The sequence below is a fragment of the Synechococcus sp. SynAce01 genome, assembly GCF_001885215.1.
Lineage (GTDB): Bacteria > Cyanobacteriota > Cyanobacteriia > PCC-6307 > Cyanobiaceae > Regnicoccus > Regnicoccus frigidus.
Window position 1 is genome coordinate 1,474,286 of the sequence record NZ_CP018091.1, and the last position, 25,786, is coordinate 1,500,071.

At 65.1% G+C, this 25,786-nt stretch carries 29 protein-coding genes and 1 tRNA gene; 16 read left to right on the top strand and 14 right to left on the bottom strand.

Annotation, left to right across the window (positions count from 1 at the left end):
* Positions 1 to 66 precede the first annotated feature (66 nt).
* On the bottom strand, positions 67 to 1,665 hold the full coding sequence (gene guaA, locus BM449_RS07695) for a glutamine-hydrolyzing GMP synthase (RefSeq protein WP_071800744.1): 1,599 nt from the start codon (positions 1,663 to 1,665) through the stop codon (positions 67 to 69).
* 31 nt (positions 1,666 to 1,696) lie between these two features.
* Positions 1,697 to 2,884, bottom strand: a complete 1,188-nt coding sequence (gene cbiD, locus BM449_RS07700; RefSeq protein WP_120352841.1) for a cobalt-precorrin-5B (C(1))-methyltransferase CbiD — start codon at positions 2,882 to 2,884, stop codon at positions 1,697 to 1,699.
* 86 nt (positions 2,885 to 2,970) lie between these two features.
* Between cbiD and BM449_RS07705 the strand changes: the two genes are divergently transcribed.
* From BM449_RS07705 to BM449_RS07715, 3 genes are all read left to right on the top strand, one after another.
* Positions 2,971 to 4,125, top strand: coding sequence for an alanine--glyoxylate aminotransferase family protein (locus BM449_RS07705; RefSeq protein ID WP_071800745.1), 1,155 nt, complete (start codon positions 2,971 to 2,973; stop codon positions 4,123 to 4,125).
* A gap of 49 nt (positions 4,126 to 4,174) precedes the next feature.
* The gene (locus BM449_RS07710) at positions 4,175 to 4,648 is read left to right on the top strand and encodes a hypothetical protein (protein WP_071800746.1); all 474 of its coding nucleotides are present in this window, start codon (positions 4,175 to 4,177) and stop codon (positions 4,646 to 4,648) included.
* A 43-nt stretch (positions 4,649 to 4,691) separates the two neighbouring features.
* A tRNA-Gly gene (locus BM449_RS07715) sits at positions 4,692 to 4,763 on the top strand.
* A 174-nt stretch (positions 4,764 to 4,937) separates the two neighbouring features.
* Here BM449_RS07715 and BM449_RS07720 read toward each other — a convergent pair.
* The 3 genes from BM449_RS07720 to BM449_RS15425 are packed head-to-tail and all read right to left on the bottom strand — an operon-like array spanning position 4,938 to position 5,956.
* Positions 4,938 to 5,285, bottom strand: a complete 348-nt coding sequence (locus tag BM449_RS07720; protein WP_145536717.1) for a hypothetical protein — start codon at positions 5,283 to 5,285, stop codon at positions 4,938 to 4,940.
* 27 nt (positions 5,286 to 5,312) lie between these two features.
* Complete coding sequence (locus BM449_RS07725) at positions 5,313 to 5,543, bottom strand: hypothetical protein (protein ID WP_071800747.1); 231 nt, start codon at positions 5,541 to 5,543, stop codon at positions 5,313 to 5,315.
* 59 nt (positions 5,544 to 5,602) lie between these two features.
* A complete protein-coding gene (locus BM449_RS15425; protein ID WP_233830561.1) occupies positions 5,603 to 5,956 on the bottom strand; it encodes a LysR family transcriptional regulator in 354 nt (117 codons plus the stop codon).
* Between the two features lie 77 nt (positions 5,957 to 6,033).
* On the opposite strand from BM449_RS15425, the gene BM449_RS07735 reads away from it, so the two are divergent.
* The 3 genes from BM449_RS07735 to BM449_RS07745 all read left to right on the top strand — a co-directional run bounded on the left by BM449_RS07735 (position 6,034) and on the right by BM449_RS07745 (position 7,512).
* On the top strand, positions 6,034 to 6,570 hold the full coding sequence (locus tag BM449_RS07735) for an AbrB family transcriptional regulator (RefSeq protein ID WP_255448100.1): 537 nt from the start codon (positions 6,034 to 6,036) through the stop codon (positions 6,568 to 6,570).
* A gap of 80 nt (positions 6,571 to 6,650) precedes the next feature.
* Positions 6,651 to 7,115, top strand: a complete 465-nt coding sequence (locus BM449_RS07740; protein WP_233830564.1) for a DUF6554 family protein — start codon at positions 6,651 to 6,653, stop codon at positions 7,113 to 7,115.
* A gap of 13 nt (positions 7,116 to 7,128) precedes the next feature.
* Positions 7,129 to 7,512, top strand: a complete 384-nt coding sequence (locus BM449_RS07745; protein WP_071800749.1) for a hypothetical protein — start codon at positions 7,129 to 7,131, stop codon at positions 7,510 to 7,512.
* 21 nt (positions 7,513 to 7,533) lie between these two features.
* On the opposite strand, the gene BM449_RS07750 is transcribed toward BM449_RS07745, so the two are convergent.
* Positions 7,534 to 9,087 carry a DEAD/DEAH box helicase gene (locus BM449_RS07750; protein ID WP_233830567.1) on the bottom strand — a complete coding sequence of 518 codons (1,554 nt, stop codon included), beginning with the start codon at positions 9,085 to 9,087 and terminating at the stop codon, positions 7,534 to 7,536.
* 243 nt (positions 9,088 to 9,330) lie between these two features.
* Here BM449_RS07750 and BM449_RS07755 point away from each other — a divergent pair, with 243 nt between their 5' ends.
* Positions 9,331 to 9,744 carry an HNH endonuclease gene (locus tag BM449_RS07755; RefSeq protein ID WP_083544464.1) on the top strand — a complete coding sequence of 138 codons (414 nt, stop codon included), beginning with the start codon at positions 9,331 to 9,333 and terminating at the stop codon, positions 9,742 to 9,744.
* A 15-nt stretch (positions 9,745 to 9,759) separates the two neighbouring features.
* On the opposite strand, the gene BM449_RS14990 is transcribed toward BM449_RS07755, so the two are convergent.
* Positions 9,760 to 9,963, bottom strand: coding sequence for a serine protease inhibitor (locus tag BM449_RS14990; protein WP_145536721.1), 204 nt, complete (start codon positions 9,961 to 9,963; stop codon positions 9,760 to 9,762).
* Positions 9,964 to 10,054: 91 nt separating this feature from the next.
* On the opposite strand from BM449_RS14990, the gene BM449_RS07760 reads away from it, so the two are divergent.
* Both BM449_RS07760 and pdxA read left to right on the top strand, forming a co-directional pair.
* Complete coding sequence (locus tag BM449_RS07760; RefSeq protein WP_071802085.1) at positions 10,055 to 10,966, top strand: NAD(P)-dependent oxidoreductase; 912 nt, start codon at positions 10,055 to 10,057, stop codon at positions 10,964 to 10,966.
* 199 nt (positions 10,967 to 11,165) lie between these two features.
* Positions 11,166 to 12,182: a 4-hydroxythreonine-4-phosphate dehydrogenase PdxA gene (gene pdxA / locus BM449_RS07770; RefSeq protein WP_071800752.1), complete on the top strand. Its 1,017-nt coding sequence runs from the start codon at positions 11,166 to 11,168 to the stop codon at positions 12,180 to 12,182.
* Positions 12,183 to 12,195: 13 nt separating this feature from the next.
* Here the strand turns inward: pdxA and accB are convergent, their stop codons facing one another.
* Positions 12,196 to 12,681 (bottom strand): acetyl-CoA carboxylase biotin carboxyl carrier protein, encoded by a 486-nt coding sequence (accB, locus tag BM449_RS07775; protein ID WP_071800753.1) that lies wholly within the window; start codon positions 12,679 to 12,681, stop codon positions 12,196 to 12,198.
* 6 nt (positions 12,682 to 12,687) lie between these two features.
* Entirely contained in the window at positions 12,688 to 13,248 is a 561-nt protein-coding gene (gene efp / locus BM449_RS07780) for an elongation factor P (protein ID WP_071800754.1), read from the bottom strand.
* Positions 13,249 to 13,338: 90 nt separating this feature from the next.
* Between efp and BM449_RS07785 the strand changes: the two genes are divergently transcribed.
* Together BM449_RS07785 and thiL are read left to right on the top strand one after the other, a co-directional pair.
* Positions 13,339 to 14,469, top strand: a complete 1,131-nt coding sequence (locus BM449_RS07785) for a peptidylprolyl isomerase (protein ID WP_233830570.1) — start codon at positions 13,339 to 13,341, stop codon at positions 14,467 to 14,469.
* The gene (thiL, locus tag BM449_RS07790; RefSeq protein ID WP_071800755.1) at positions 14,462 to 15,475 is read left to right on the top strand and encodes a thiamine-phosphate kinase; all 1,014 of its coding nucleotides are present in this window, start codon (positions 14,462 to 14,464) and stop codon (positions 15,473 to 15,475) included. Before BM449_RS07785 ends, thiL begins: the two co-directional genes overlap by 8 nt.
* 44 nt (positions 15,476 to 15,519) lie before the next feature.
* Here the strand turns inward: thiL and BM449_RS07795 are convergent, their stop codons facing one another.
* Positions 15,520 to 16,542 (bottom strand): type I glyceraldehyde-3-phosphate dehydrogenase, encoded by a 1,023-nt coding sequence (locus tag BM449_RS07795; protein ID WP_071800756.1) that lies wholly within the window; start codon positions 16,540 to 16,542, stop codon positions 15,520 to 15,522.
* Positions 16,543 to 16,712: 170 nt separating this feature from the next.
* Here BM449_RS07795 and murC point away from each other — a divergent pair, with 170 nt between their 5' ends.
* The 3 genes from murC to BM449_RS07810 are packed head-to-tail and all read left to right on the top strand — an operon-like array spanning position 16,713 to position 19,480.
* A complete protein-coding gene (gene murC / locus BM449_RS07800; RefSeq protein WP_120352772.1) occupies positions 16,713 to 18,158 on the top strand; it encodes a UDP-N-acetylmuramate--L-alanine ligase in 1,446 nt (481 codons plus the stop codon).
* The gene (gene murB, locus BM449_RS07805; RefSeq protein ID WP_071800758.1) at positions 18,155 to 19,084 is read left to right on the top strand and encodes a UDP-N-acetylmuramate dehydrogenase; all 930 of its coding nucleotides are present in this window, start codon (positions 18,155 to 18,157) and stop codon (positions 19,082 to 19,084) included. Before murC ends, murB begins: the two co-directional genes overlap by 4 nt.
* 60 nt (positions 19,085 to 19,144) lie before the next feature.
* Complete coding sequence (locus tag BM449_RS07810) at positions 19,145 to 19,480, top strand: YbaB/EbfC family nucleoid-associated protein (protein ID WP_071802086.1); 336 nt, start codon at positions 19,145 to 19,147, stop codon at positions 19,478 to 19,480.
* On the opposite strand, the gene rsgA is transcribed toward BM449_RS07810, so the two are convergent.
* From rsgA to grpE, 4 genes are read right to left on the bottom strand one after another with little or no spacing between them, the layout of a single operon-like run.
* Entirely contained in the window at positions 19,455 to 20,492 is a 1,038-nt protein-coding gene (rsgA, locus tag BM449_RS07815) for a ribosome small subunit-dependent GTPase A (RefSeq protein WP_083544465.1), read from the bottom strand. The genes BM449_RS07810 and rsgA overlap by 26 nt on opposite strands.
* Positions 20,493 to 20,494: 2 nt before the next feature.
* Positions 20,495 to 20,809, bottom strand: a complete 315-nt coding sequence (locus BM449_RS07820) for a sulfurtransferase TusA family protein (protein WP_071800759.1) — start codon at positions 20,807 to 20,809, stop codon at positions 20,495 to 20,497.
* 20 nt (positions 20,810 to 20,829) lie between these two features.
* Positions 20,830 to 21,939: a molecular chaperone DnaJ gene (gene dnaJ / locus BM449_RS07825; RefSeq protein ID WP_071800760.1), complete on the bottom strand. Its 1,110-nt coding sequence runs from the start codon at positions 21,937 to 21,939 to the stop codon at positions 20,830 to 20,832.
* A complete protein-coding gene (grpE, locus tag BM449_RS07830) occupies positions 21,939 to 22,688 on the bottom strand; it encodes a nucleotide exchange factor GrpE (RefSeq protein ID WP_071800761.1) in 750 nt (249 codons plus the stop codon). The genes dnaJ and grpE overlap by 1 nt, the downstream gene beginning before the upstream one ends.
* A 98-nt stretch (positions 22,689 to 22,786) precedes the next feature.
* Here grpE and BM449_RS07835 point away from each other — a divergent pair, with 98 nt between their 5' ends.
* Both BM449_RS07835 and BM449_RS07840 read left to right on the top strand, forming a co-directional pair.
* Positions 22,787 to 24,589: a GspE/PulE family protein gene (locus BM449_RS07835; RefSeq protein WP_120352773.1), complete on the top strand. Its 1,803-nt coding sequence runs from the start codon at positions 22,787 to 22,789 to the stop codon at positions 24,587 to 24,589.
* Between the two features lie 116 nt (positions 24,590 to 24,705).
* A complete protein-coding gene (locus BM449_RS07840; protein WP_071800762.1) occupies positions 24,706 to 25,785 on the top strand; it encodes a type IV pilus twitching motility protein PilT in 1,080 nt (359 codons plus the stop codon).
* Position 25,786 lies beyond the last annotated feature (1 nt).

A 25,786-nucleotide genomic window follows, 5' to 3' on the forward strand; every position in this document is an offset into this window, starting at 1 on the left:
GCCCGATGGTATCGAAGCTGCCGGGGGCTTACCAGTGGAGAACGCGCGCTCTGGCGGCAGGTTTCCTCATTCCCACTCGATCGTGCCGGGCGGTTTGCTGGTGATGTCGAGCACCACGCGGTTCACGCCCTTGACTTCGTTGACAATCCGGTTCGAGATCCGCTCCAGCAGGTCGTAGGGCAGCCTGGACCAGTCGGCAGTCATGCCGTCTTCGCTGGACACGCAACGCAGCACGATCGGATAGGCATAGGTGCGCTTGTCGCCCATCACCCCAACGCTGCGCACCGGCAGCAGCACGGCGAACGCCTGCCAGATCTCGTGATATAACCCCGCCTCCTGCACTTCCTCACGCACGATCAGATCGGCGTCCCGCAGGAGGTTGAGTTTCTCAGCGCTCACCTCACCGAGGATGCGGATCGCCAGGCCGGGGCCAGGGAAGGGATGTCGGCGGACGATCTCCTCGGGCAGGCCCAGGCTGCGGCCCACCTTGCGCACCTCATCTTTGAACAGGCGGCGCAGCGGCTCCACCAGCTTGAACTGCAGATCCTTGGGCAGGCCGCCCACGTTGTGGTGGCTCTTGATCTTCACCGCCACCCGTTCACCGGTGTTGGGGTCCACGCCCGTTCCAGCCGATTCGATCACATCGGGGTAAAGCGTGCCCTGGGCGAGGAAATCGAAGGGACCGAGGCGCTTGCTTTCCTCCTCGAACACCCGGATGAATTCAGCGCCGATGATCTTGCGCTTGTCTTCGGGATCGCTGATGCCGTCGAGCTTGTCGAGGAAGCGATCGCGGGCGTTGATGTATTCGACGCGAATGTGGAATTGATGGTCGAAGAACTCAGTGAGGAATTCAGGTTCCCCCTTGCGCATGAACCCCTGGTCGATGAACATGCAGGTGAGCTTGTCGCCGATGGCCTTGTGCAGCAGGAACGCCAGAGTGGATGAATCCACCCCTCCAGACAGGGCCAGCAGCACGCGCTTATCACCAACCCGTTCGCGAACATCGGCGAGGGCTTCATCGATGAAGGCTTCTGTGGTCCAATCAGGCTGGCAGCCACAGATCTCGTACACGAAGTTGCGGATCAGCGTCATGCCTCCGCTGGAGTGAATCACCTCCGGATGAAACTGAACGCCGTAAAGATGGCGCCGGTGATCAGCGATCACCGCCTCTGGCGTGTTGGCGGTGTGGGCCAGTCGCACGAAACCCGCGGGCATGGTGGTGACCGAATCGCCATGGCTCATCCACATCGTGGAGCCATCGACCACGTTGCTGAGCAGACTGTTCGGATCGTCCACGAGCAGAGGCGCCTTGCCGTATTCGCCCCGTCCGGCTGCTTCCACAGCCCCACCGAAGTGCTGCACCATCAACTGCATGCCGTAGCAGACACCGAGGATCGGAATGCCGAGATCCCAGAGGCCGGGATCGCAGAGCGGTGCCCCCTCGGCATAGACGGAGTTGGGCCCACCGCTGAGGATGATTCCCTTCGGGGCAATTTGGCGTAATTCTTCAACGCTGGTGCTGTAGCCCATCACCAGCGAGTACACCTCCGTTTCCCGCACCCGGCGGGCAATCAGCTCGGAATACTGCGAGCCGAAGTCGAGGATGACGATGGCTGGATGGCGCTTGGATTCCGGTTGTTCAGAGGATTGTGAAGCGTTCGACATACGACCGTTGCGGCGGCCAGGCCCTTTCAATTCACCCTAGAGGGTGCCCGAAAGCCTGCAGCAACCGCTTTCCCTCAGAGCCGCAGGCGCGCAGCTGGCGCGCCTGATCGAACAGCACCGCTCCGACACGCGTGTCGAAATCGCCGTAGCGGGCCAGGTAGGCCTGGCTGCGCTGCTCGATCGTGTCCGCCAGTCGCTGCTCCAGCCGTGCCGCCAGCTGGGGATCGAGCAATGCAAGTCCAGCGAGGGCTGCCTCCACCGTGGCGGCGCCATGGAGCTGGGCCAGGGGCTCGCCGCTCACCCCCTCCAGGGCCGCCAGGCTGGTGAGGATTTCGGCTCTGCCGTCGGCCAGATGGTGGTGGGTGTGGAAGATACCGCCAGCCAGCTTGATCAACTTGCCGTGGTACCCGAACAGGATCAGCTGCCGCACACCCGCCTCGCCCGCGGCCACGATCACCGGCCCCAGCCAGTTGCCGGCCTTGAGCAACAGCTCCGCCGGCAGGCCCAGCCGCGGCGCCAGATCCAGGCCGTTCTCGCCGATCACCACCACCAGATTTCCGCTGAAACCGGGTGCGGCGGCACGCTGACGCAGCTCGGCCAGGCAAGCCTCCAGCTGGTCGGGGGCGGCACTGCGCTGAACGATGGCCTGGGTGCCAATCAGGGCCAGGCCATCCACCACACCGAAGGCCGCGTTGCTGGTGCGCTCGGCGAGCCGGCGCCCCTGGGGAAAGATGATCCGCAGCCGCAGGCCCTCGCCGTCGGGCCAGAGCGGCCGCAGGTTCACGTCCAGCAGCTGACGGGCGTAGTTGGAGAGGCAAAGCTCGGAACTGCCTCCTTGGCCAGCCCCCCCATCGATACTCCCCGCGTGCACACCGACGCCTTCGCCTGCCTCCAGCCGCAACCACTCGCCTGTGCCCTGCCGGGGGGGCGCTTCGCCGGCAGGCCAGGCGCTCGCCCACACCCAGATGGCCAGATCGCGGGTGAGATCAAGCCCCTCGCCGGGTTGGCAACGGCTGATGCCCAGGGCCGTTCCCCCTCCCAGGCGGGCGGCGGCTTCGACGGGCACAGGCCGCAATCCCGGCGGATCGAGCAATTCCAGCAGTGGAGCTGGATCCAGCGGACCGGCGGCCTGATCCGGGCCAGCCACCAGGGCCTGCACGGCGGCGCGCGCCGCTGCTGCCACCCAGACCGGCAGGGTGAAACCGCTGGGGGAGGTCATCGCGGCGGCGCTGATCGGAGGGTCGCAAGGCCGTTTTTTAAGCTGGATGATCGCGCCGCCGCGCACCCACCTTCCGCGCCACTGCCATGCAGGACAAGCTGACCCTGATGATCCCCGGTCCTACCCCGGTGCCGGAGAGCGTCCTGCTGGCGATGAGCCGCCATCCGATCGGCCACCGCAGCGCTGAGTTCCAGGCGATTGTCCAGCGCACCACCGCCCAGCTCAAGTGGTTGCATCAGACCGAAGCGGATGTGCTGGCGCTCACCGGCAGCGGCACGGCGGCGATGGAAGCCGGAATCATCAACGTGCTCAGCACGGGCGACAAGGTGCTCTGCGGGGACAACGGCAAGTTCGGCGAGCGCTGGGTGAAGGTGGCCAGGGCCTACGGGCTCGAGGTGGAGGTGATCGAGGCGGAGTGGGGCCAGCCCCTGGATCCTGAAGCCTTCCGCACCGCCCTTGAAGCTGACACCGACAAGCGGATCCGGGCCGTGATCCTCACCCATTCGGAAACCTCTACCGGCGTGATCAATGATCTCGAAACGATCGCCCGCCACGTTCATGCCCATGGCCAGGCCTTGGTCGTTGCTGACTGTGTCACCAGCCTTGGCGCCTGCAACGTGCCGATGGACGCCTGGGGCCTTGATGTGGTGGGCTCCGGTTCCCAGAAGGGTTACATGATGCCGCCTGGCCTTGGCTTCGTGGCGATGAGCCAGCGGGCCTGGAAAGCCCAGGAACGCTCCAATCTGCCGAAGTTCTATTTCAACCTGGCCACTTATCGCAAAGCCGCGGCCAAAGACAGCAACCCCTTCACCCCTCCGGTGAATCTCTACTTCGCCCTGGAGGCAGCCCTGGAGATGATGCAGGCCGAAGGGCTTGAGGCCATTTTTGCCCGCCATGCCCGCCACCGCCGCGCTGCCCAGGCGGGCATGAAGGGGATCGGTCTGGCGCTCTATGCCGCCGACGGCCACGGCAGCCCCTCGATTACCGCCGTGGCACCGGAGGGGATCGATGCCGAAATCTTGCGCAAAGCCGTGAAGGAGCGGTTCGACATCCTGCTGGCCGGCGGACAGGATCACCTCAAGGGCAAGGTCTTCCGGATCGGCCACCTCGGTTTCGTCTGCGACCGCGATCTGCTCACCGCCGTGGCGGCCATTGAGGCCACCGTGGCGGCGCTGGGACTGGCCAAGGGAGCGGCTGGTGCGGGGGTGGCCGCTGCTGCCGTCGAGCTGGCCAAAGGCTGACACCCAGGGGCGGCGGTAAGTTCAGGCCGAACAAAACGCCCTGTCTGACATGCGCCGCTCCCTCGCGCTGGCTCTGGCTGTTGTCTCTCTCGCTGCGGCGGGCTGCCAGCAGGACACCGAGAAGACCGAAGCAGAGCTTGAGGCCAAGATCTGCAACAACCTGGCGGGCGTCGGCACGGCTCTTGAGGAGGTTGCGGCCCTCGAGCCAAGCTCCACGGTGGGGGAGGCCAAGGTGGCCAACCTGGCTCTCAGCTCTTCCCTGGCCAGCCTGAACCAGTCGGAAGCTTTGCTAGAGAAATATCGCCTGCGCGATTTCCGCGACCAGCTCAAGGCCTTCGACGCCGCAGCCACCCGGGTGACCACCAACAAGACCCTGACCCTCCAGGAAGCCGCCGGCGAGCTCAAGACCGAGGCTGCCCCCGTGATCGCTGCCCGCCGCAGGGTCTCGCAGCAGGTGAATTGTCCAGAGGAATCGGCAGAAGCCTCACCCACCGCCCCGCCAGCGCCGGGCAACGGCACGTGATGGGATGGCCCCGCGAGCAAGAGGTTTGCTACTTTGGGTGAGTGCGGGTGTAATTCAGTGGTAGAATGTCAGCTTCCCAAGCTGAACGTCGCCGGTTCGAATCCGGTCACCCGCTTGCTATTAACAGTTTAAAGCTTTTTCAGACAAAAGGCAAAAGCGCGGCCAAAAATTGAGTCAGTTCATCCAGCGAAACGTCGCGCGCGCAACCTCTTCCTGCTGGCCGCTGGGCTGGATGAAACAAAAATGGGTCTGTAACGCTTAACCCTGAATTGAGAAGCGTCTGGCTGGATCAAGAACGGGGCTTGATCAATTGGAGCACCTGTGGGCCCAAGCCGCTGACGCGCCTCTCGCAATCAAGAATCTTGAGGATTCCACGGCCCGCCTTGCCCAGGTCTCCTTGGGCTGCTGCCTGCTGTGCTTCAGCTTCCAATCCTTCAAGCTCCAGCAGCAGGGCCGCCCGCTGCCCTTTTTGCTGGAGGCTGACGTTGCGCAGGGAATCGTTCAGATGAACAGCGTTCGTTTGCGTCAAAACAGACGTATTCCTCTGCGAAGTCCTCGGTGAATTGTCCTTTAAGATGGAGCGGGGCTTGCTTAAAAGTTGAAAAGGAGCCACAGAAAAATCAACTCTGATTGCCAAACCTCTGCAGATTACATTGCAGCGTTATCAAGTGCCTGGTTCTTCCCCTTCTCCGCCGAGATCAGCAATCATGGAGCGGAGCTGATCAGCCCTCGAAAACTCCCCTTTGGCCATGGCGACAGCAAGGGAGAATTCAAGTTTTTCAAGCTGATGTCCTCCCTCGATGAACACCGAAGCGGGCTGACGGGGTGAGCCTGACTTGTGCTGCTCTGCGCTGAGGGGACGGGGCAGAGGGCAGGCCGGAAACGAAGGCGCCATGGTTGCATTTCTTTTCATTTTGACATCCCAGGCCGTGTGATGCGATACGGGCTCAGTGCTCAAGCGGCGTTGGCGAAGCCTTCCGGTTTTTCGGCGGCCGTGGTCAGCGGCGTCGAGAACGGTTCCGGTCCCTGCACGGAGTTCTCAACGGAGTCCTGCAGGGAGTCCTGAATGGGAGGATCGGAAGCCTCGGATGAGTCATCTAGAAGCAGCCGGCAATCACGGAGCAGCCCCTCCACATTCGTCAGAGCAGCCAGTTCGCCGGGATCGCCCTCCTGGCGATGATCCAAAGCCAGCTCCAGCGTCCCGAGCCGTTGTTCCAACTTCACCAGTCGGTGGGACAGGGCGCTCACCGTCTGGGCGAGGTCTTCGGCCGTGCGCGTGATCCGAAAGGAAACCGATTCAGGTGCCATCAAGGAGCGGCAGTAGAGCCGATGACAGCACAAAAACTCGCCGGACTCAAGTCAGCGTCCAGACTGCGGAAGCTCTGATCGACCACCCGGGCATGGCCCTGACGAGTTCTTTGCTGCCCTACATGCTCTGCGGTCTGGTGGGTGGGCTTTTGGCACTGCGCACGGGGATTCCAGCGGCCCCCCTGGCTGGCGCCCTGCTCGGGGCTGGCCTGGTCAGCATGAGTGGCCGTCTTGAGGCCGCAGAGTGGCCGATGGGAACGCGCACCCTGTTGGAAATCGGCATCGGCACGGTGATCGGTACCGGCCTGACCGGTTCGGCGCTGAGTGAACTTCGTCTGCTCTGGCGGCCGGCCATCTTGATCACCGTGACGCTGGTGGCGGCCGGCCTGGTGGTCGGGCTCTGGTGCAGCCGGCTGCTCGGGGTTGATCCGGTGATCATGTTGCTCGGGGCCGCGCCGGGTGGGATCACCGGCATGAGCCTGGTGGGCGCGGAGTTCGGGGTTGGGGCCGCGGTGGCCACCCTTCATGTTGTGCGGCTGATCACCGTGCTGATCGTGCTGCCGCTGGCCGTGCGCTTGCTCGCTTCGACCACAACGGGTCATCCCTCCGGTTGATCAAGACAGGCCCTGGCCCTCGACAGTTGGAAGTTGGCCGATACGTTGGGCCCATAGGTCCGGGTTCACCAACGCTTTCCATGGTTGCTCTGCGTTCGCTTCGTCTCTCGCCGCTGCTGCGTCTTGGCGTCGTTCTGGCACCGGTGCTGGCTGCCTTGGTGCTGCCGGCACCGGTTCGCAGCCAGACCACGGTGGCTGCAGGCTCCGATCCTTCCTCCAAAGGGGCGGAGGTGTATTGCTTCATGCGCCAATCAGGCAATGACCATGAGGTCAGTTGGACGGCCGCCTATGCCTTGATCAAACGGCAGAGCGCCAGCCTGTTCAAGACATCGCCTCAGCACGGGGCGGTGATGATCACCGAGGCCGTGGTCAACAATCCCAGTGCCTTCCCCGATTGCGGCCGCTACCTGGGGGCTTTGTTCGGCTCGGAACAGGGAGCCTCCGCCCCGACCCAGCGGGGTACGGCGGACAACAGCGCTTTCGCTGAAGGCCCCATGGCCATTCCCAGTGGTGGGACCACCAGGGATGATCGCTACAACTATTGAGATCCGTTCTGCGGTGATCCGTTCCCTGCGGCTTTTGGTGATTGCTCTTGTCGGGGTCTGCCTGGGGGCCTGCCGGGCTTCGCCACCGCCGCTCGACCCCAATCGCCTCAGCCGTGACGACTGCCTGAAGGACGTCAGGGTGGACGCGCTGGAGAAGGCCTTGCTGGCCTGTGATCAGGTGGTAGCGCAGTTCCCCCAGGATCCGCAGCCCTTGAACGATCGCTTCGTGCTTCATAGCCTCAACGAAGATCCCAAGGCAGCCTGCAGGGATATCGATCAAGCCGCCGCCCTGCTCGATAGCGGTGAGGTCGATGGGGATCCCCAGCTGGGCATTGATGTCCGCGTCCGCCAGGAAAGCTGCCGCGAGCGTGCCCCGCTGCCGCAGTCGTTGCGTTAATCCGGCTGATCAGGCCCAGCTCTACCAGCCTTCGAGCAGCTCCCGAACCATGGCCGGCAGGGCCCGCCGCCGCAGGCTGGTCTGCCGCCCTTCAAGCAACAGGGCGATGCGTTCGGCCTTGCTGGTGATCAGGCCATCGACCAGCTGATCGGCAACGCCAAGTTGGAGCCAGTGGCTGGTCAGGGGGCCCGCCATGCCGATGCGATGGCAACGGTCTTCGGCCTGCTCGGCGTCGCCTGGGGTCCAGGGACGCTCGATCAGGATCACGTGGGCTGCGCGGTGCAGGTTGAAACCAATGCCGCCGCTGCCGAAGGTGGCGACCAGCAGTGAGGTTTCGCCGGCCTGAAAGCGATTCACCTCTCCCTGGCGTTCGGCGGGCTTCAAGCGGCCGGTAATCAAGGCACCGCCCAAATGCTGCTGCAACAGCTCGGCGGCGGCCACGAACGCCGTGAACACGACCACGGCCTCCTGGCGCTGCAACAATTCCGCCACCAGCTCCCGGGCTGCGGGCAATTTGTACTGGGCCCCGATCTGGCGCAGGGCGGTGAGCATGGCCAGCGATTCGGCGCCGGGGCGCACCTCGCCGCGGGCCGCCCGACGGCGGTAGTCGTTCACCTTGGCCTGCAGCAGGTGTTGGAATCCCCTGCCTTCCGTTGTGCTCAGATCCACCGCCTGAAATCGGCGCCGTTTGGGGGGGAGTTCCAGGCAGTCCTGCTTGCGGCGATGCAGTAACAGGGGACGGGTCAGAGCCTGGAGCTCTTCGAGGCGTTCCGCACCGCTGGCCTGCCACTGACGCCGTTCGCCGATCTGACGCCAATGGCCCTGGCAGTAGCGCTGCTCAAAGGCCAGCTGATTGAGACCAAGTGGGTGGCCGATCGCCATCAGCAAGGGGAACAGCTGGGCTGGACGGCCGTTCTTCATCGGCGTGCCGGTGAGCAGCCAAATGGCGCGCAGACGGGGGTGACGCGCCAGGCGCAACAGGGCCTGGGTGCGGGCGGCGCCAAGATTCTGGGCATAGTGCGCCTCATCCACCAGCAAAACGGTTCCGGCTGGGGGCAGGCAGCGGGGAAGTCGGCCCCAGCTGATCAACTCCAACTGCAGTCCGAGTGCGATCGCTTCCTGGCGCCAGTGGGCATGGAGTCCGCCCGGGGCGATCACGGCGATGCGGCAGTCGGCCAGGCGGGCCATCGCCCGGGCGGCGGCCAGGGCGGTGAGGGTTTTGCCCAGGCCCATCGGATGGGCCAGCAGGGCGCCGCGGCGGGCCAGCAACCAGCGGACGGCTAACCGCTGATGGGCATACAGCCGGCGACCATCGGGCAGGCAGCGCTCAAGATCGGCGGCGGCAACAAGCTCGCGGTGGGCCGGCAAGGGCGGCAAGGGCTGCTCCAGCCAGTCCATCCACTCGCTCAGTTCGGCGTCGATGCGAAACTGTCTCCCCAGCAGCTGGCGCAGGGCCAGCGAGGCTTCCAAGGGAAACTCCCAGCAGTGCCGACGGGCCCGCCACTCACCCCGGGGCCTGACGGCGCGCAACTGCGCCTGGGTGACGGGATCGAAGGGAGAGATCACCTCGATCAATCCGGCCGGGCCCAGGGCAAGCCGGCAACTGGCACCGCTGCTGCTGTTTGCTGCCGCAGCAGCGGTGGGGGCTCGGCTGACCGGAGCAGGAGGGGCGCCAGACAGAAACAGGCCGCGCAGCTCGGTTGGAATCTAAGCCAGCCCCCCGGAGGACAAGCCGGATGGCAAGCCGTTAAAATGCAGTGGTCGACACATTGACAGCAGAGCTTTCCGGTGCAAACTGGCCCAAATTGAATCAAGGAGATGCACGCCAGAGATGCGGTCTTTCTTGAAGAACTCTGCCCCAAACTTAGGGTCAGACACTGGCGTCAATCTCTCCATAAATACACCCATCACCGTTGCATTTATTGCGGTGATCGCTCCGAATCCATTGATCACCTCATGCCCCGTTGTCACGGTGGTCTGAGTGTGACCGCCAATTGCGTGCCGGCCTGCCTGGCCTGCAACGGCCACAAGAGCGATGCCGATGCCTTCGATTGGTACCGGCAGCAACGCTTTTACGATCCCCGGCGGGCCATGGCGATCCGCGCCTGGATGGACGGTGATCTGCGGCTGGCTGTGCGACTGCTGCAGTGGGCCACCCCAGAGCTTGCGGCTGCGACCCAACAGACCCCCACGGAGCAGGGCCCTGCCGGCATGGTCTGGCAGGCCGCCTGAACCGGTGGCCCCAGGTCACCAGACCCGGCAGGCCGCAGGGTTCTGGTGACGCTGGCAGATCTGGCCATCAACCCAGGGGCGCTCCGGTGCGATCACCACGGCGGCCGCCAGCAGAGCAAGGGCACAGGCGGCGGGCATGGCCCGTTGCCAGGCCTGGCTTGATCGCCGGCGCGCGGCCCGTTGTTGGCCGCTGGCGACGGGCCTGCGGGCAGCGACCACGGAGCGGACTGGGTCGCGGGATAGGGAGCTGGATGTAGAGAAACAGGAGGCCGCCATCGGTCAACAGAACAACACTGATACAGGTGTACTCATGCCATCGAGCGATGTCAAGGCCGCGGCCGCGAAGCTGCTGGTGATCGGCGGCGGCTACAGCGGTCTTCGTTTCGCTCGCGCCGCTGCGGCGCAGGGAATGGCTGTCACGCTCACCCGCCGCCAGGTGGCCGGGAGCGATGCGTCCCCTGGCCTCCGCTGGCTGGTCTGCGACCCTGACCGTGGCCTGGTGCCGCCGTTATCCGAGCTGGCAGGCACCACCGAGGTGTTGGTGACGGTGCCACCGGACCGGCAGGGACGTGACCCCGTGTTTGCCAGCCTGGCGCCGCTCCTCGCCCAACTGCCGCTGCAATGGCTGGGCTATCTCTCCACCACTGGGGTCTACGGGGATCAGGCCGGCGGCTGGGTTGGCGAGGGCGTGATCCCAAGGCCGGGTCTGCCGCGCAGCCAGGCCCGGCTCGCCTGCGAGCAGCTCTGGCTCGGAAGCGGCCTGCCGGTGCAGGTGTTCCGGCTGCCGGCGATCTATGGCCCCGGTCGTACTCCTTTTCAAAAGCTGCGTGATGGCAGCAGCCGCATGATCCACAAACCCGGCCAGGTGTTCAGCCGCATCCACGTCGATGACATCGCCTCCAGCCTGCTGTTCTGCCGCCAATTACCGGCAGCCCAGCGCCCGGAGTTGCTGAACCTGGCCGATGACGAGCCCTGTTCATCGAGCCAGACCCTGGGCTATGCCGCCCACCTGCTGGGCTGCAAGTTGCCATTGGTGGAGTCCTTCGACCAGCTGGCTGGCGAGCTCAGCCCGATGGCCCTGAGTTTCTGGGCCGAAAATCGCCGCGTCAGCAACCGCCGGCTATGCCGTGAGCTGGGCTACCAGCTGCGCTATCCGAGCTACCGCCAGGGCTATCGCGCCTGTCTTGCCGAGGAGCTCAGCGGTGTCGGTACACCAAAATGACGTGGAGGCTCATCGGCCGGCAGGAGTGGCCTGGCCGGAGACCACCGAAGGGCAGACCACAGGGGCTTCCGGTTGAAGACTGTTCAGGCTTGGCAAATTGGTATCCGCCAGGAAACGACACCAATCGATTGCCACCCAGCCCCGTCGCAGCCCCGTTCCCAGGCCGAAAAACATTGAACCAATCAGCAGCCAACGGATCATGAGCGAGGCGATCCCCAAACTCCAGGGTAGGCAGCGGCGCATCGCCCTCTCCCTCGGAGATCCCGCCGGCATCGGCGTCGAGGTGACCCTCAAGGCACTCGCCGAGCTGGAGGGCCGGGGCCTTGAGGTGGTTCTGGTCGGTTGCCGCCGCTGGTTGGAGCACAGCCATGCGGCCTTGCAGGGGGTCAGCGCAGTGCCCCTGGCCAATCCCGCCAACTATCCGATCCTCGATCTGCCCCTGGCCGAGGACCTGCCGCCCGGCTGCGGCAGTGCGGCCAGCGGCCGGGCCAGCTTCGCCTGGCTGACGGCAGCAGCCGAGCTGGTGGAACGCGGCCAGTGCCATGCCCTCACCACCGCCCCGATCGCCAAACAGGCGTGGCACGCGGCCGGTCACGCCTACCCGGGCCAGACCGAGCGGCTGGCGGAACTCAGTGACAGCGCCGATCCCTCCATGCTGTTCACCGCCCGCTCCCCCCACGGAACCTGGCGACTCAACACCCTGTTGGCCACCACCCACATCCCCCTGGCAGCGGTGGCCCAGCAGCTCGGCCCCGCCCTGGTGGAGCGCAAGCTGGAGGTGCTGCTGGCCTTCTGCCGTCGCTTTGTCCCCAAACCCCGGCTCGTGGTCGCCGGGCTCAATCCCCATGCCGGCGAAAGCGGACTGCTCGGCTGCGAGGAGCAGGACTGGCTGATTCCAGTGCTGGAGCGCTGGCGGCGCTCCCATCCCGAGGTGGAACTCATCGGCCCCCTGCCACCCGACACCTGTTGGCTGGGTGCTGCCGCCGCCTGGCGCGGTGAGGCCCTTGGTCCGGATGGCTACCTGGCGCTGTACCACGACCAGGGCTTGATCCCGGTCAAGTTGCTGGCCTTCGATGCCGCAGTGAACACCAGCCTGGGGCTGCCCTTCTTGCGCACCTCACCGGATCACGGCACCGGTTTCGACATCGCTGGCTTGGGGATCGCCCGATCGATGAGCATGCGGGCCGCCCTGGAAACCGCCTGGGAGCTGGGTTGAGCGGCGCCCCTGTTCAGCCTGGTTTGAGGCGCACCAGCACCTGGCCATATTCCACCGGTGTGCCGTTTTCCACCAGGATTTCGACCACTTCGCCACTCACTTCAGCCTCGAGCTCGTTCATCAGCTTCATCGCTTCGAGGATGCAGACCGGCTGTCCAACCGTGATCCGGCTGCCGAGTTCAACAAACGGCGGATCATCCGGGCTCGCCGCCCGGTAGAAGGTGCCCACCATCGGCGCGGTGATCTCGACCAGATCGGCGCGCAGGGCAGGGGCAGCCGGTGGTGGGACCGAGGGGGCGGTGGCCTGGCTGCCGCTGACGGCCTGAGCCGGAGCTGTGACAGTGGCCGCAGGGGCCTGGGGCACGGCTAGGGCAGCCGGGGCAGGCAGATTGCGGCGCACTTCAAGCCGGAAGTCGTCCCCTTCGAGCTTGAACTCCTGAATATCGCTCTGCTCAAGGACGGCGAGCAGACGATGGAGCTGGTCATGGTCGAGCTGCATGGTGCCTCAGGACTCCCTGCCGAGATAGCTGTCGTTGCGCGTGTCGATCTTGATCTTCTCCCCAATCGTGATGAACAGGGGCACCATGATCTGGGCCCCGGTTTCGACGATGGCCGGTTTGGTGCCCCCCGTGGCGGTGTCACCCTTGACGCCGGGATCGGTCTGGGTGACCTCCAGGACGACGGAGTTGGGAAGTTCCACTTCCAGCGGCACGTCGTTCCACGACACCACATTCACCTCCATGCCCTCCTTGAGGTACTTGCGGCCGTCGCCGATCTGTTTGGCGGACAGGCGGGTTTCTTCAAAACTCGCCATGTCCATGAACACGAAGTCCTCGGCTTCCATGTAGGTCAGCTGAAGCGTCGATTTCTCGAGCACGGCCTGGGCAACGGTTTCACCGGCGCGAAAGGTCTTGTCGACAACGCTGCCGCTTTGAACGCCTTTCAGCTTGGTGCGCACGAAGGCCGAGCCCTTGCCCGGTTTGACATGAAGAAATTCGACGACTCTCCAGACCTGGCCATCGAGCTCGATCGTGGTACCGGTGCGAAAGTCGTTGCTGGAGATCATTCCGGCGGAACGTTTGAGCGGGATTGTACGGCTGCCCTTCCTCGGCGGGTCTTCCGCTGCCGGGCTGGCTGTGGGGGGCTGGCCGGCTGGTTGTGCCAAAGTCCGCTGAGAGACTCAATCAGCCATGAAAGGGATCCGGTTGGCTCTGAAGCAACGCCTGCTGGCCCCGGGGCTAGCCCTGCTGCTGGCGCTTGTCGTCAACCTCTTGGCGGTGCACCCCGCCGCCGCTGGCCTTCCCCCGGCAATGCGGTCAGCGATCCTTCCGCTCTGCTGCGCAATGCCCTGCCGATTCCAGAGACGGATCTGCAAGACCTCCAGCACCGCCTGGAGGGCACCAGTGACGACCTGCGTGCCAAGCGCTGGAGCTCCCTGAGCAACGCCGTGCGCCGCGGCCAGTCGTTGCTGACCAGTCGCCGCGCCAGGCTGATCAGCAACTTTCCCTCCGAGCAGCAGGCAACGGCCGAGAGCCTGCTCGACCAGCTGGAGCTGGATTGGCGGACGCTTGCTGAAGCAACCGAAGCCCGCGACCGCGACGCCTTTCTCACCAGCCGCCGGGCTGCCTTGAGCACGATCGGCAGCGCGGAATCGTTGCTGGTGGGGCCGTTCCCCTTCGAGATCCCCGAAACGTTCGTGGCTCTGCCACGGCTGCTCGGCAGGGCCACGATCGAGCTGGCCACCACCAAGGGCACCCTTACCGCCGTGGTCGACGGCTACAACGCCCCCCTCACGGCCGGGGCCTTCGTTGATCTGGTTCAGCGCGGCTTCTACGACGGCCTGCCGTTCGGCCGCGCCGAGGACTTCTATGTGCTCCAGACCGGAGATCCCATCGGCCCCGCCGATGGCTACATCGATCCCACCAGTCAGCAGCAACGCCGCGTTCCTCTGGAAATCATGGTGCCCGGCGAGGACCAGCCCTTCTACAACCAGACATTCGAGGATCTGGGGATCTTCAAGGCCACCCCCGTGCTTCCCTTCGCCACCAAGGGAACATTGGGCTGGGCCCACTCCGATGAGGCCCTCGACGATGGCTCGTCCCAGTTCTTTCTGTTCCTGTTTACGGCGGAACTCACCCCCGCTGGCCTCAACTTGATCGACGGCCGCTACGCCGCCTTCGGCTATGTGGTCGATGGCTTTGAGGTGCTCGAGGAGCTGACCGGGAGCGATGGGATTGTTAAAGCCACCGTGCTGGAAGGGGCCGAGAACCTGCGGCCCCATGGCTGAGGGCAGCGATCCGACCCTGGCTGACCTGGGCGAATCAGGGCTGCTGGAGCGGATCGCCGCTTTTGCGCCGCCCGGACAGCTCGATGATGATGCCGCCCTGCTGCAGGAACGCAGCGGAGGTGTGCTGGTGCTCAACACCGATGTCTTGGTGGAAGGCGTTCACTTCAGTGATGCCACCCTCGATCCCGAGGATCTGGGCTGGCGCGCCGCAGCCGCCAATCTCTCTGATCTGGCGGCGATGGGCTGCCAGGAGGTGATCGGACTCACCGTCGGCCTGGTGGCGCCACCCGCCACTCCGTGGAGCTGGGTGGCGGGGGTGTACCGGGGCCTGGGCCAGGCCCTCGATCGCTATGGCGGCGATCTGTTGGGCGGCGATTGCAGCAGCGGCCAGCAGCGCCTGCTGGCGATCACCGCCCTGGGACGCCTGGGGCCGGCCGGGGCGATCCGGCGCCGCGATGGACGGCCCGGAGACCGGTTGATCAGCACCGGTCCCCATGGCCTGAGTCGGCTCGGTCTGGCGGTGCTTGGCCGGGAGCCGCTGCCGGCCTCCCTGCCCGCCAGCTTGCTGGAGCGGGGCCTGGCGGCCCACCGCCGCCCCCAACCCCGCTTCGACGCCGTGGACGCCTTGGTCGACGCCAGGCCCGCCGCTCAGCCCTGGCGGGTGGCCGGAGCCGACAGCAGTGATGGCCTGGCCGCCGCTGTCGCGGCGATTGCCCGCAGCAGCGGTTGCGATGCCCAGCTCGACCGCGGTGCCCTGCCGATGGCCGCCGGCATGGATGGTCTTGCCCAGGCCGAAGCCTGGTGTCTGGGGGGAGGTGAAGATTTCGAGTTGATCCTTGGCCTGGATGCGGCCTGGGCCGAGGCCTTGCTCAAAGCCCTGCCTGGGGCCAGCCCGATCGGCCAGCTCTGCGCGGTTACCGGTTCAGAGGCAGGCGGACACCTGAGCTGGTGGCCCAGCGGCGAACCGCTGGATCGGCGGATGATGGGTTTCAGTCACTTTCACTGAAGGGCCTTGAAGTTGGCCCGGCAGGTCAGTCAGGCCTGACTGAATCAGGCCCAGTTGCGGGCGACAATTTCGGCCAGGTCGACGACCCGCTGGCTGTAACCCCACTCGTTGTCGTACCAGGAGATCACTTTGACCATGTTGTCGCCCATCACCAGGGTGAGGTCAGCGTCAACGATGGCTGACTCATCGGTACCGGCGTGATCAGACGAAACCAGGGGCAGATCGCAGTACTTGATGATTCCTTTCATGCCATTTTGCGAGGCATTTTTGAGGACTTCATTCACCTCTTCCTTGCTGGTGCCGCGGCTCACTTCCACCACCAGGTCCACCACCGACACGTTCGGGGTCGGAACCCGCATGGCAATGCCGTTGAGCTTCCCCTCCATCTGCGGATAAACCAACGCCACGGCCTTGGCGGCGCCAGTTGAAGTGGGCACGATGTTGATCGCCGCAGCCCGGGCCCGGCGCAGATCGCGATGGCTTGCATCAAGAATGCGCTGGTCACCTGTATAGCTGTGGGTCGTGGTCATCGTTCCTTTGATGATCCCGAAGTTCTGGTCAAGGACCTTGACAATCGGAGCTAGGCAGTTGGTGGTGCAACTGGCGTTGCTGAGGAGGTCGAAATCGGCATGGTTGTAATCACCTTCGTTGACACCGACCACAAACGTGCCGATGCCGGGACCCTTGCCGGGGGCCGTGATCAAGACTTTTTTGGCGCCAGCCTGGATGTGCTTGCTTGCTCCATCTTTGTCAATGAAGACGCCTGTGGCTTCGATCACCAGATCCACTCCCCATTCTTTCCAGGGAAGGTTCAAGGGGTTGCGGTCTGAGAAGCAACGGACCGTTTGGCCGTTGATGATGAGTGAATCTTTGGCGTAATCAACCTCAGCATTACGAATCTTGCCGAGCATCGAATCGTATTGAAGGAGATGCGCGTTGGTGTGCGGATCAGATGTGTCGTTGAGACCAACAACCTCAATATTCGTGTCAGTCCCGCGGCTCAGCCAGCAGCGCATGAAGTTGCGACCAATTCGGCCAAATCCATTGATCGCAACACGCAAGGTCATGGCAACGGCGGGAAACCCGCAAACGCAATAGGTTTTGGATGCTGATCATACAGAAATGGCCTCTGGCAACCTTTCAGGGCCAGCGAGGCCAGCTCCCAGAAGCTTCTGACTGGCAGCGCTGACAAGGGGGGTCATCCACGATTAAGTTTCTGGGCGTCTGGGTGGGGCCGTTGGGACTTCTGCTTGATCGTCAGCAGCCGCTGCATTTCATTGGAATCGGTGGCATCGGCATGTCCGCGCTAGCGGTGATCCTCGTGGAGCGGGGCTTTCAGGTCAGCGGATCTGACAGCCGCGAGAGTGCCGTGGTTGAAGACCTGCGCCGTCGGGGCGTGCGCATCCACACAGCGCAGGACGCCGCTTCGTTTGAGGCCCTGTGCCAGGCCATGGCTGTTCCACCCCAGGTGGTGATCAGCACGGCGGTAAGGGAGGGCAACCCTGAGCTGGAAGCCGCCCGTGCCGCCGGTCTGCCGATCCACTACCGCTCGGATGTGCTGGCGGCCCTGATCAATGCCCAGCCTTCAATTGCTGTGGCCGGCAGCCATGGCAAAACGACTACCAGCACCCTGGTCGCCACGCTCCTGGCCGTCACGGGCCAAGACCCCACCGCCGTGATCGGTGGGATGGTTCCGGCCTTTCAGAGCAACGCGCGGGTCGGCCAGGGACCGCTGCTGGTTGCCGAAGCCGACGAATCCGATGGCTCGCTGGTCAAGTTCAGGCCCAGCCTTGGGCTGATCACCAACCTGGAGCTGGATCACACCGACCACTACCCCAACCTCGAAGCCTTAGTCGAGACCCTGACTGAGTTCGCCGACGGCTGTGGCCTTGTCCTGGCGAACAGCGATTGTCCGGTGCTGCGGAAACATTTCCTGCCCGGTGCCTGGTGGTCGATCGAAACGTTTGAAGGGGTGGACTTCGCCGCCCTAGCCGTCGAGGCCCATGGCGGCGGCACTGTTGCTGATTTCTATGAATCCGGGATCTGTGTGGGCCGCGTTCGCCTGCCCCTGCCCGGCCGCCACAACCTCAGCAATGCCACGGCCGCCCTGGCTGCCTGCCGGTTGCAGGGCCTGTCCTTCGCTGATTTGAGCGTCGCGATTGAATCGCTGCAGTCGCCCGGGCGCCGCTTCGACTACCGCGGCTGCCTGGACGGGCAATTGATTGTTGATGACTATGCCCACCATCCCAGCGAGGTCGACGCCACCTTGAAGCTGGCCCATCTGATGGTGGAGAGCGGCCGCTCGCCTCTGCCTGCCACCCCCCAGCGGGTGGTGGCCGTTTTCCAACCCCATCGCTACAGCCGCACAGCGGAGTTCCTCCTCCCGTTCGCCGCAGCCCTGGCCCAGGCCGATGCGGTCTTGCTGGCACCGCTCTACAGCGCTGGCGAAGCGCCCCTTCCAGACATCTCAAGCCAGCGACTGGCCACGGAGATCCGCCTGGTTCAACCGGCGTTGCCGGTTCAAGTTGCCGCCGATCTCGATGATCTGGCCCAGCTTGTTTGCCGTTACGGGCGCCAGGACGACCTGGTGCTGGTCATGGGCGCCGGGGATGTGAACAGTCTCTGGGACCGGTTGCAGGTCCAGCGGCAAGCGCAGGCAACGCCGCCCCCCCTGGCCGCATGACGGCGGCTTCTCCACGGCCGGCCAGCGGCAGCTTCCAGCCTGCTGGGCTGCGCCAGCGGGTGCCGCTCCTCAACTACACCACCTGGAAAGTGGGCGGAGCGGCCGAATGGTTCGCCGAGCCCGCCGCCTGCGATGAACTGATCGCCCTGGCCCGCTGGGCCGGCAGCGAACAGCTGCCCCTGCAGCTGATCGGCGCCGGCTCGAACCTGTTGATCAGTGATGAGGGGCTCGATGGGCTGGTGATCTGCAACCGGCGCCTGCAGGGAAGCCGGCTCGATGCCAGCAGCGGCTGGCTGGAGGCCCAGGCCGGCGAACCCCTCCCCAGCCTGGCCAGGCGGGCGGCGAAGGCCGGGCTCAGTGGCCTGGAATGGGCGGTGGGCATCCCGGGCACGGCCGGCGGTGCTGCGGTGATGAATGCCGGCGCCCAGGGGGGCTGCACGGCCGAATGGCTGGAGACGGTGACCGTGCTGGATCCGGCGGCCGGCGGTGAGCCCTTCACGCTCAAGGGCTCCGAGCTGCAGTTCGCCTATCGCCACAGCCGGCTGCAGCTGGAGCCGCTGCTGGTGCTCTCGGTCTGTTTCAGGCTCAGTGCCGGCCACGATCCAGCCGAGATCAGCCGCCGCACCACCGCCAACCTGCAGAGCCGAACCAGCAGTCAGCCCTATCACCAACCCAGCGGCGGCAGTGTTTTCCGCAACCCCGAACCGCTCAAAGCAGGCCGGCTGATCGAGGATCTCGGCCTCAAGGGCCTGGCTGTCGGCGGAGCGATGGTTTCGCCGCTGCATGCCAACTTCATCGTCAACACCGGCGAGGCCAAGGCTGGGCATATCGACCAGGTGATCCAGCAGGTGCAGGCGGCCGTGCGCGCCAGTCACCAGATCGACTTGCACCCTGAGATCAAGCGGCTCGGTCACTTCGCCCCCTAGCGGCCGGCGGGAGTGAGCTGAAGCCCAGGCCCTAGCCTGTGGGCCACACGCATGTCAGGCATGGCCGGCTTCGGGCTTCCCAACTTCGGACAACTGACCGAGGCTTTCCGCAAGGCCCAGCAGATTCAGCAAGACGCCCAGAAACTCCAGGACGAGCTCGATGCCATGGAGCTGGAAGGCACCAGTGCCGATGGCCGCGCCAGTGTCTGGGTCTCAGGCAACCAGCAGCCCCTGCGGGTGCGCCTGGCGCCGGAGCTGGTGGCGGAAGGTGCCGCTGTCACCGAAGCGGCCACGTTCGAGGCACTCAAAGCCGCCTACGACCGCTCCACGGCCACGATGAAGGAGCGGATGGAGGAGCTCACCGGCGGCCTCAGCCTGCCGGGGCTGGGGGGATGAGCTCGCTGGGGGCCTCGTCGCGGTCGCGCTCCTGGGCTTCCCCCTGCTGCGACAGGCGCCGCCGCGATGACTCCCGCCGCCGGTCGATTCTGAGCTCGGGCCGTTGGCCCGCCGGCTGCCGGCTCGCTGCTGGTGCGCGGGATTCGCCCAGCTCCTGCAGGCACTGCCGATAGATCGCGAAGCGGTCCCAGTCGGTGCCGACCCGGCAGCCCGGATCGCCTTGGTGCAGGCAATTGCTGTAGCGGCAGCCGCCTTCGGCCAGGGCTGGGGCCAGCTCCGGGAACAGGGCGGCCAGCCGGGTGGGATCAGCGGGAAGGTCCGGGCGGTTGAAGCCGGGCGTGTCGGCCAGCAGGGCACCGGGGCCCAGCGGGAACAGCTCGACATGGCGGGTGGTGTGGCGCCCCCGCTGCAGCTTCCCGCTCACCGCCGCCACCCGCAGGCTCAGGTCGGGGATCAGGGCATTGAGCAAGCTGCTCTTGCCCACCCCCGACGGCCCGCAGAGCACGGCCAGGCCTGGCCTGGCGAGCTGGCGGCGCAGGGCGAGCAGCCCTTCCCCCGTGGACAGGCTCACACTCAAGGCCTGGTAGCCCCAGCCTGCGGCCCGCTCTGTCCAGGCCAGCACAGCCTCCGGGGCCAGCAGATCGGCTTTCGAGAACACCAGCTCGACCGCCTGGCCGGTCGCCTCGGCGCTGAGCAGGAAGCGGCTGAGTTGCAGCGGATCGAGATCGGGCTCGGCCAGGGCCACCACGATCACCACCCGGTCGCAGTTGGCCACGGCCGGGCGCTCGAGCAGGCTCTGGCGTGGCCGCACCTGGGCGATGGCACCCCGCCTGGCTGGCCAGTCGATGCCGTCGAGCTCCACCCGATCACCCACGCAGACCTGCAGGCCGGTCTTGCCGAGGCGGGTCCGCCGGATGCAGAGCAGCCGTTGGATGGCTCCTGGGCCCGGGAGATCCAGCTGCACCTGGCAGAAATTGGCCTGCAGGGCCACCACCAGGCCGGAGACGACCACGCCTAGGCGCCGTCGCGGCGGATCAGTAACCGCACCGCTGCGGGGGCCTCGGCGGCGCTGATCGGGTTCTGCAGAGGGCTGGATTCGACCCAGTGTCCTTCCGATCTGAGGCCCTCGCTCACCATCCGCTCGGGCTCGCCGCCATCGAGGTCCACCTGGAGCCAGGCGCCAGGCGCGATGGTTTCCAGCTTGAGGCGGCTGCGAATGAAATTGACCGGGCAGGGGGTGCCGCGCAGGTCGACGCTGGCCTCAGGATCAACCTGTCTTTGGGACTCTGGACCGTCCACCTTTTCATCCACCCCCTTGTCCACCGCCATTCAGTGCCGCTGCAACGGTCCTAACCGAACAGGCCTCCGAACAGGCCGCTCTTGTGGGGATGCCCCTTGTCGGAGTGGTGTCCGGCCAGTTGTTCGAGCAGCTCCCGTTCATGGCTGCTGACCTTGGTGGGAAGTTGCACCTTGATCGTGATCAGGTGATTGCCTCGCGCCACGGGATTGCCCAGCCGCGGCACCCCTTTGCCGCTGAGCGTGAGCACGGCGCCAGGTTGACTGCCGGCCGGAATCTCCATGGTTTCAGGGCCATCCACGGTGTCCACTTCGATCTTGTCGCCGAGGATGGCCTGGAGATAGTTCACCGCCACGTCGGAGTGGATGTGGATGCCTTCGCGGTGCAGCTTGTCGTGGGCCTGCACCGACAGGTAGACGTAGAGATCGCCAGGGGGGCCACCCCGCTGGCCAGCGTTGCCTTCACTGCTGACCCGCAGGCGGGTGCCGGAATCGACGCCGGCTGGAATCGTGATCCGCAGTTTCTTGCGCACCTGCTGCACCCCCTGGCCGCCGCAATCGCCGCAGGGGTTGGCAATCACCTGGCCGCTGCCTTCGCAACTGGGACAGGGGGCCACCTGGGTGAAGCTGCCGAAGGGGGTGCGGGTGGCGCGACGCACCTGGCCGGCTCCTGCGCAGGTGCCACAGGTGGTGGGGCCGCTGCCGGTCTTGGCGCCCGAGCCAGAGCAGGTGCTGCAGGTTTCCAGGTGGCGGATCTGGACGTCACGCTCCTGGCCGAACACCCCTTCGTTGAAGCTGATGTTGAGGTCGAGCCGCAGGTCGTCGCCCTGGCGGGGGCCGCGGCGACGGGGGGCGCCGCCCTGGGCCCCGCCACCGAAGCCGCTGAAGAAGGTTTCGAACAGGTCGGCGAAGCCGCCCACATCGCCCATGTCCGGCGCCCCGCCGCCGCTGACGCCGGCCTCACCGAACTGGTCGTAGCGGGCGCGGGTCTGGGGATCGCTGAGGATTTCGTAAGCCCGACCGATCTCCTTGAAGCGGTCTTCGGCCCCGGGATCCCTGTTCACATCAGGGTGATACTGACGGGCAAGACGTCGGTAGGAACGCTTGAGTGAGTCGGCATCGGCATCGCGCCCCACCCCCAGCAGGTCGTAGTAGTCGGCCATCAGAGTGTTGCCCCATCTCCGGCTGAACTGTCCTGGCCTGCGTTGGGCTCGGCCGGGTCCGTCGTCGGGCCTGGACCCATCGACACTTTCACCAGAGCATGGCGCAGGACCCGTCCGTCGAGCTGGTACCCACGCTGCAGCTCTTCGACGATGAAGTCTTCGGGGTAGCGCTCACTGGGCTCGCGCAGCACCGCCTCGTGCAGCATCGGATCAAACACTTCCCCCTCCACCCGCATCGGGGCCACCCCCAGCTGCTTGAACACTTTCACCAGCTGCTCGTAAAGCACCTGATAGCTGCGGTGCAGGCCCTGGGCTTCTTCGCTCTGGGGATTGAGCTGCTGCCGGGCGCGATCGAAATTGTCGACCACCGGCAGGATTTCGCTGAGGGTGGAGCAGGTGATCTGCAGACGCAGATCCTCCTGATCCCGGCTCTGGCGCTTGCGGAAATTGTCGAAGTCGGCGGCGATCCGCATGTACTGGCTTCGGACCGTGTCGTGTTCCAGGCGCAGGGCAGCCAGCTCCTGGGCGATCTCAGCGGCGCTGGGGGCGCCACTGCCCCGGTCCGCGCCTGGCTCCTCCGCAGGATCTGGGCCACCCGCAGGCTTGCCCTGTTGATCACTCTGAGAGCCGCCTGCGGGTTGTTCACCCCCGGCTACAACGGGGGAATCGATCGTCTGGGGATGGCCATCTTGCAGGGCATCCGCCTCGGCGAACGGTTCCCGACCAATGGGTGAGGCTTCTCCACTCATGCTGACTTAACCGCCAATCGCTCCTAGACATGTTGGACGCCAGAGCGTGCCTCCCACAAGCGGCGGAAGCCCGCACCTCCTGAACACCCCCAGCGGCCATGACGCGTTCCAGCCACGGACCGGTCCCCAATGCCACGGAACGCGAAGAGCCGCTGCTCCGCATCGGTGAGCTGCAGCAGGCGGACCGGCGGGCGATCGAGGCCTGCGCGGCGATCGATGCCCGTGGCTGGCAGCAGCACAGCTGCCTGCCGCTGCAGCAGCTCGGCGAGAGCCTGGTGGTGGCGGTGCCGGCCAATTGGGAGGCCCAGCAGCGCAACGCCCTGGCAACGGCCGTCGCTAAAGGCGGGCTTCAGATCGAGTTCCGCTTCGCTCTGAAGCAGGAGATCGATACCGTGCTGGCCGAGCGGATGGCGCAACGCCAGCTTGAACGGGCGCCCAGGCCGGCCAACCCGGGCCTCCCCCCCGCACCGGCCGCTGCCGTGAGCCGGTTTTCGCTGCTCGATGACCTCAGCCTCGAGGATCAGCAGACCGAGGTGCCGGACGACCAAGACCGGGACGCCACGCTGGATCTGGAGGCCAACCTCTCGGCCCCACAGTCCTCACCGGTGATCAGCCTGGTGAACCGGATCCTGATCCAGGCCCTCGACACCGACTCCAGCGACATCCATGTAGAGCCACAGGAAGATGGGTTGCAGATCCGCTTTCGACAGGACGGGGTGCTCCACCCCCTGGAACAACTGCCGAAACGGCTGATCCCAGCGATCACCTCCCGGCTGAAGATCATGGCCGAGCTGGATATCGCCGAGCGCCGCATGCCCCAGGACGGGCGCATCCGCCGGATGTACAAGGGCCGCCGCATCGAGCTGCGGGTCAGCACCTTGCCGGGCCGCTGGGGAGAAAAGGTGGTGCTGCGGCTGCTCGACAGCAGCAGCACCCAGCTCAGCCTCGATGCCTTGATTACCGAACCCGCTGCCCTGGCCCAGGTGCGGGCCCTTGGCTGCAAACCGTTCGGAATGATTCTGGTCACCGGACCGACCGGATCGGGCAAGTCCACCTCCCTTTATGCCCTGCTCTCGGAGCGCAACGAACCGGGCATCAACATCTCGACGGTGGAAGATCCGATCGAATACATGCTCAAGGGAATCACCCAGACCCAGGTGAATCGGGACAAGGGCTATGACTTCAGCACGGCCCTGCGGGCCTTTATGCGCCAGGACCCCGACGTGCTGTTGGTGGGCGAGACCCGCGATGGTGAAACTGCCAAGACGGCGATCGAGGCCGCCCTGACGGGACATCTGGTGCTGACCACCCTGCATTGCAACGATGCGCCGAGTGCGATCGCTCGCCTGCAGGACATGGGCGTGGAGCCGTTCATGGTCAGCGCCTCCCTGCTGGGCATCGTTTCGCAGCGGTTGCTGCGCCGGCTCTGCATGACCTGCCGCAGCCGTTACCACCCCAGCGAAGAAGACCTGGGCCATTTCGGCTTGTTTGCCAGCCAGGAGGAAACGATTACTTTTTATCGGGCCAATCATTCCCCCAATGCCGAACAGTCTGTCTGCCCAACTTGCCAAGGAAGGGGATACAAGGGACGGGTCGGAGTGTATGAGGTGCTACGAATCAATGAGGCCCTGTCTACCGCAATCGCCCAGGGGGCCAGTACGGATGTGATCCGCCGACTTGCCTTGGATTCAGGCATGAAAACCTTGCTCGGTTATGGCCTGGATTTGGTCAGGAGGGGATACACAACCCTGGAAGAAGTTGAACGAATGCTGCTCACGGATACCGAACTGGAATCCGAGCGCCGTTTGCGCGCTCTCACCACCTTGACCTGCCAGGGCTGCGGAGCTGGCCTCAGGAGTGAGTGGCTGGAATGCCCCTACTGCCTCGCGCCAAGGGCCTGATCTTGTGCCAAGTGCCTGACCAGTGGCTCGGCTGCAGTATTGGACTGGCGGGGAGATCAGGAGATCCATTGGATTCAGCTCTAGATCCTGAGCGATTCTTTCGTTAAAACAAGCCAATGGAGCTGCAGATTCAAGACTTGATGGGGCAGCTGATCCAGGAGAAAGGCAGCGATCTCCATCTCAGTGCTGGCCAGCCCCCCTTCGGCCGCTTCAATGGGGAACTGCGGGTCATGCAGGCCGCCAGGCTCTCAGAGGACGACTGCAATCGCATGATCTTCTCGATTCTCAACGATGGGCAACGCCAGCACCTAGAGCAGACCTGGGAGCTCGATTGCGCCTATGGCCTTCGTGATATCGCCAGATTTCGCGTCAATGTCTATAGCCAGAATGGGTCCTACGCTGCTTGCCTTCGTGCTCTGAGCAGCAAGATCCCGGCTGCTGGGGAGCTGGGACTGCCTGCCGTTGTGATCGAGACAACAAAACGACCTTCCGGGCTTGTGCTGGTCACAGGGCCGACCGGCTCCGGCAAGAGCACCACCCTGGCTTCGCTGCTTGATGAGATCAATCACACGAGTTCTAAGCATATTCTGACGATTGAAGATCCGATTGAGTTCGTCTATCAGAGTGATCGCAGCTTGATTCATCAGCGCCAGCTCAACGAAGACACCAAGAGCTTCAGCAATGCCCTCAGAGCAGCGTTGCGTGAAGATCCCGACGTGATCCTGGTGGGGGAACTGCGCGACCTCGAAACGATTCAGTTGGCGATCACGGCCGCCGAAACCGGTCATCTCGTTTTCGCCACGCTCCACACCAGCTCCGCCGCCCAGACGGTGGATCGGATGGTCGACGTGTTTCCCTCCAACCAGCAGACCCAGGTACGGGTCCAGCTCAGCGGCAGCCTCGCGGCGATCTTTGCCCAGACCCTCTGCCTGCGCAGCGACCCCAGTGGCCATGCGTTCGGCCGGGTGATGGCCCAGGAAATCATGGTCAACACACCGGCTGTAGCCAACCTGATCCGGGAAGGCAAAACAGCTCAGATCTATTCCCAGCTCCAGACCGGCGGCCAGTTCGGCATGCAGACCCTGGAGAAGGCCCTCGCCGCGTTGGTCGCCGAGGGTGCCATCAGCTTCGATGAGGCCCGCTCCCGATCCACCAGGCCCGACGAGCTCAGCCGCCTGATCAGCAGCCAGCGCTGAG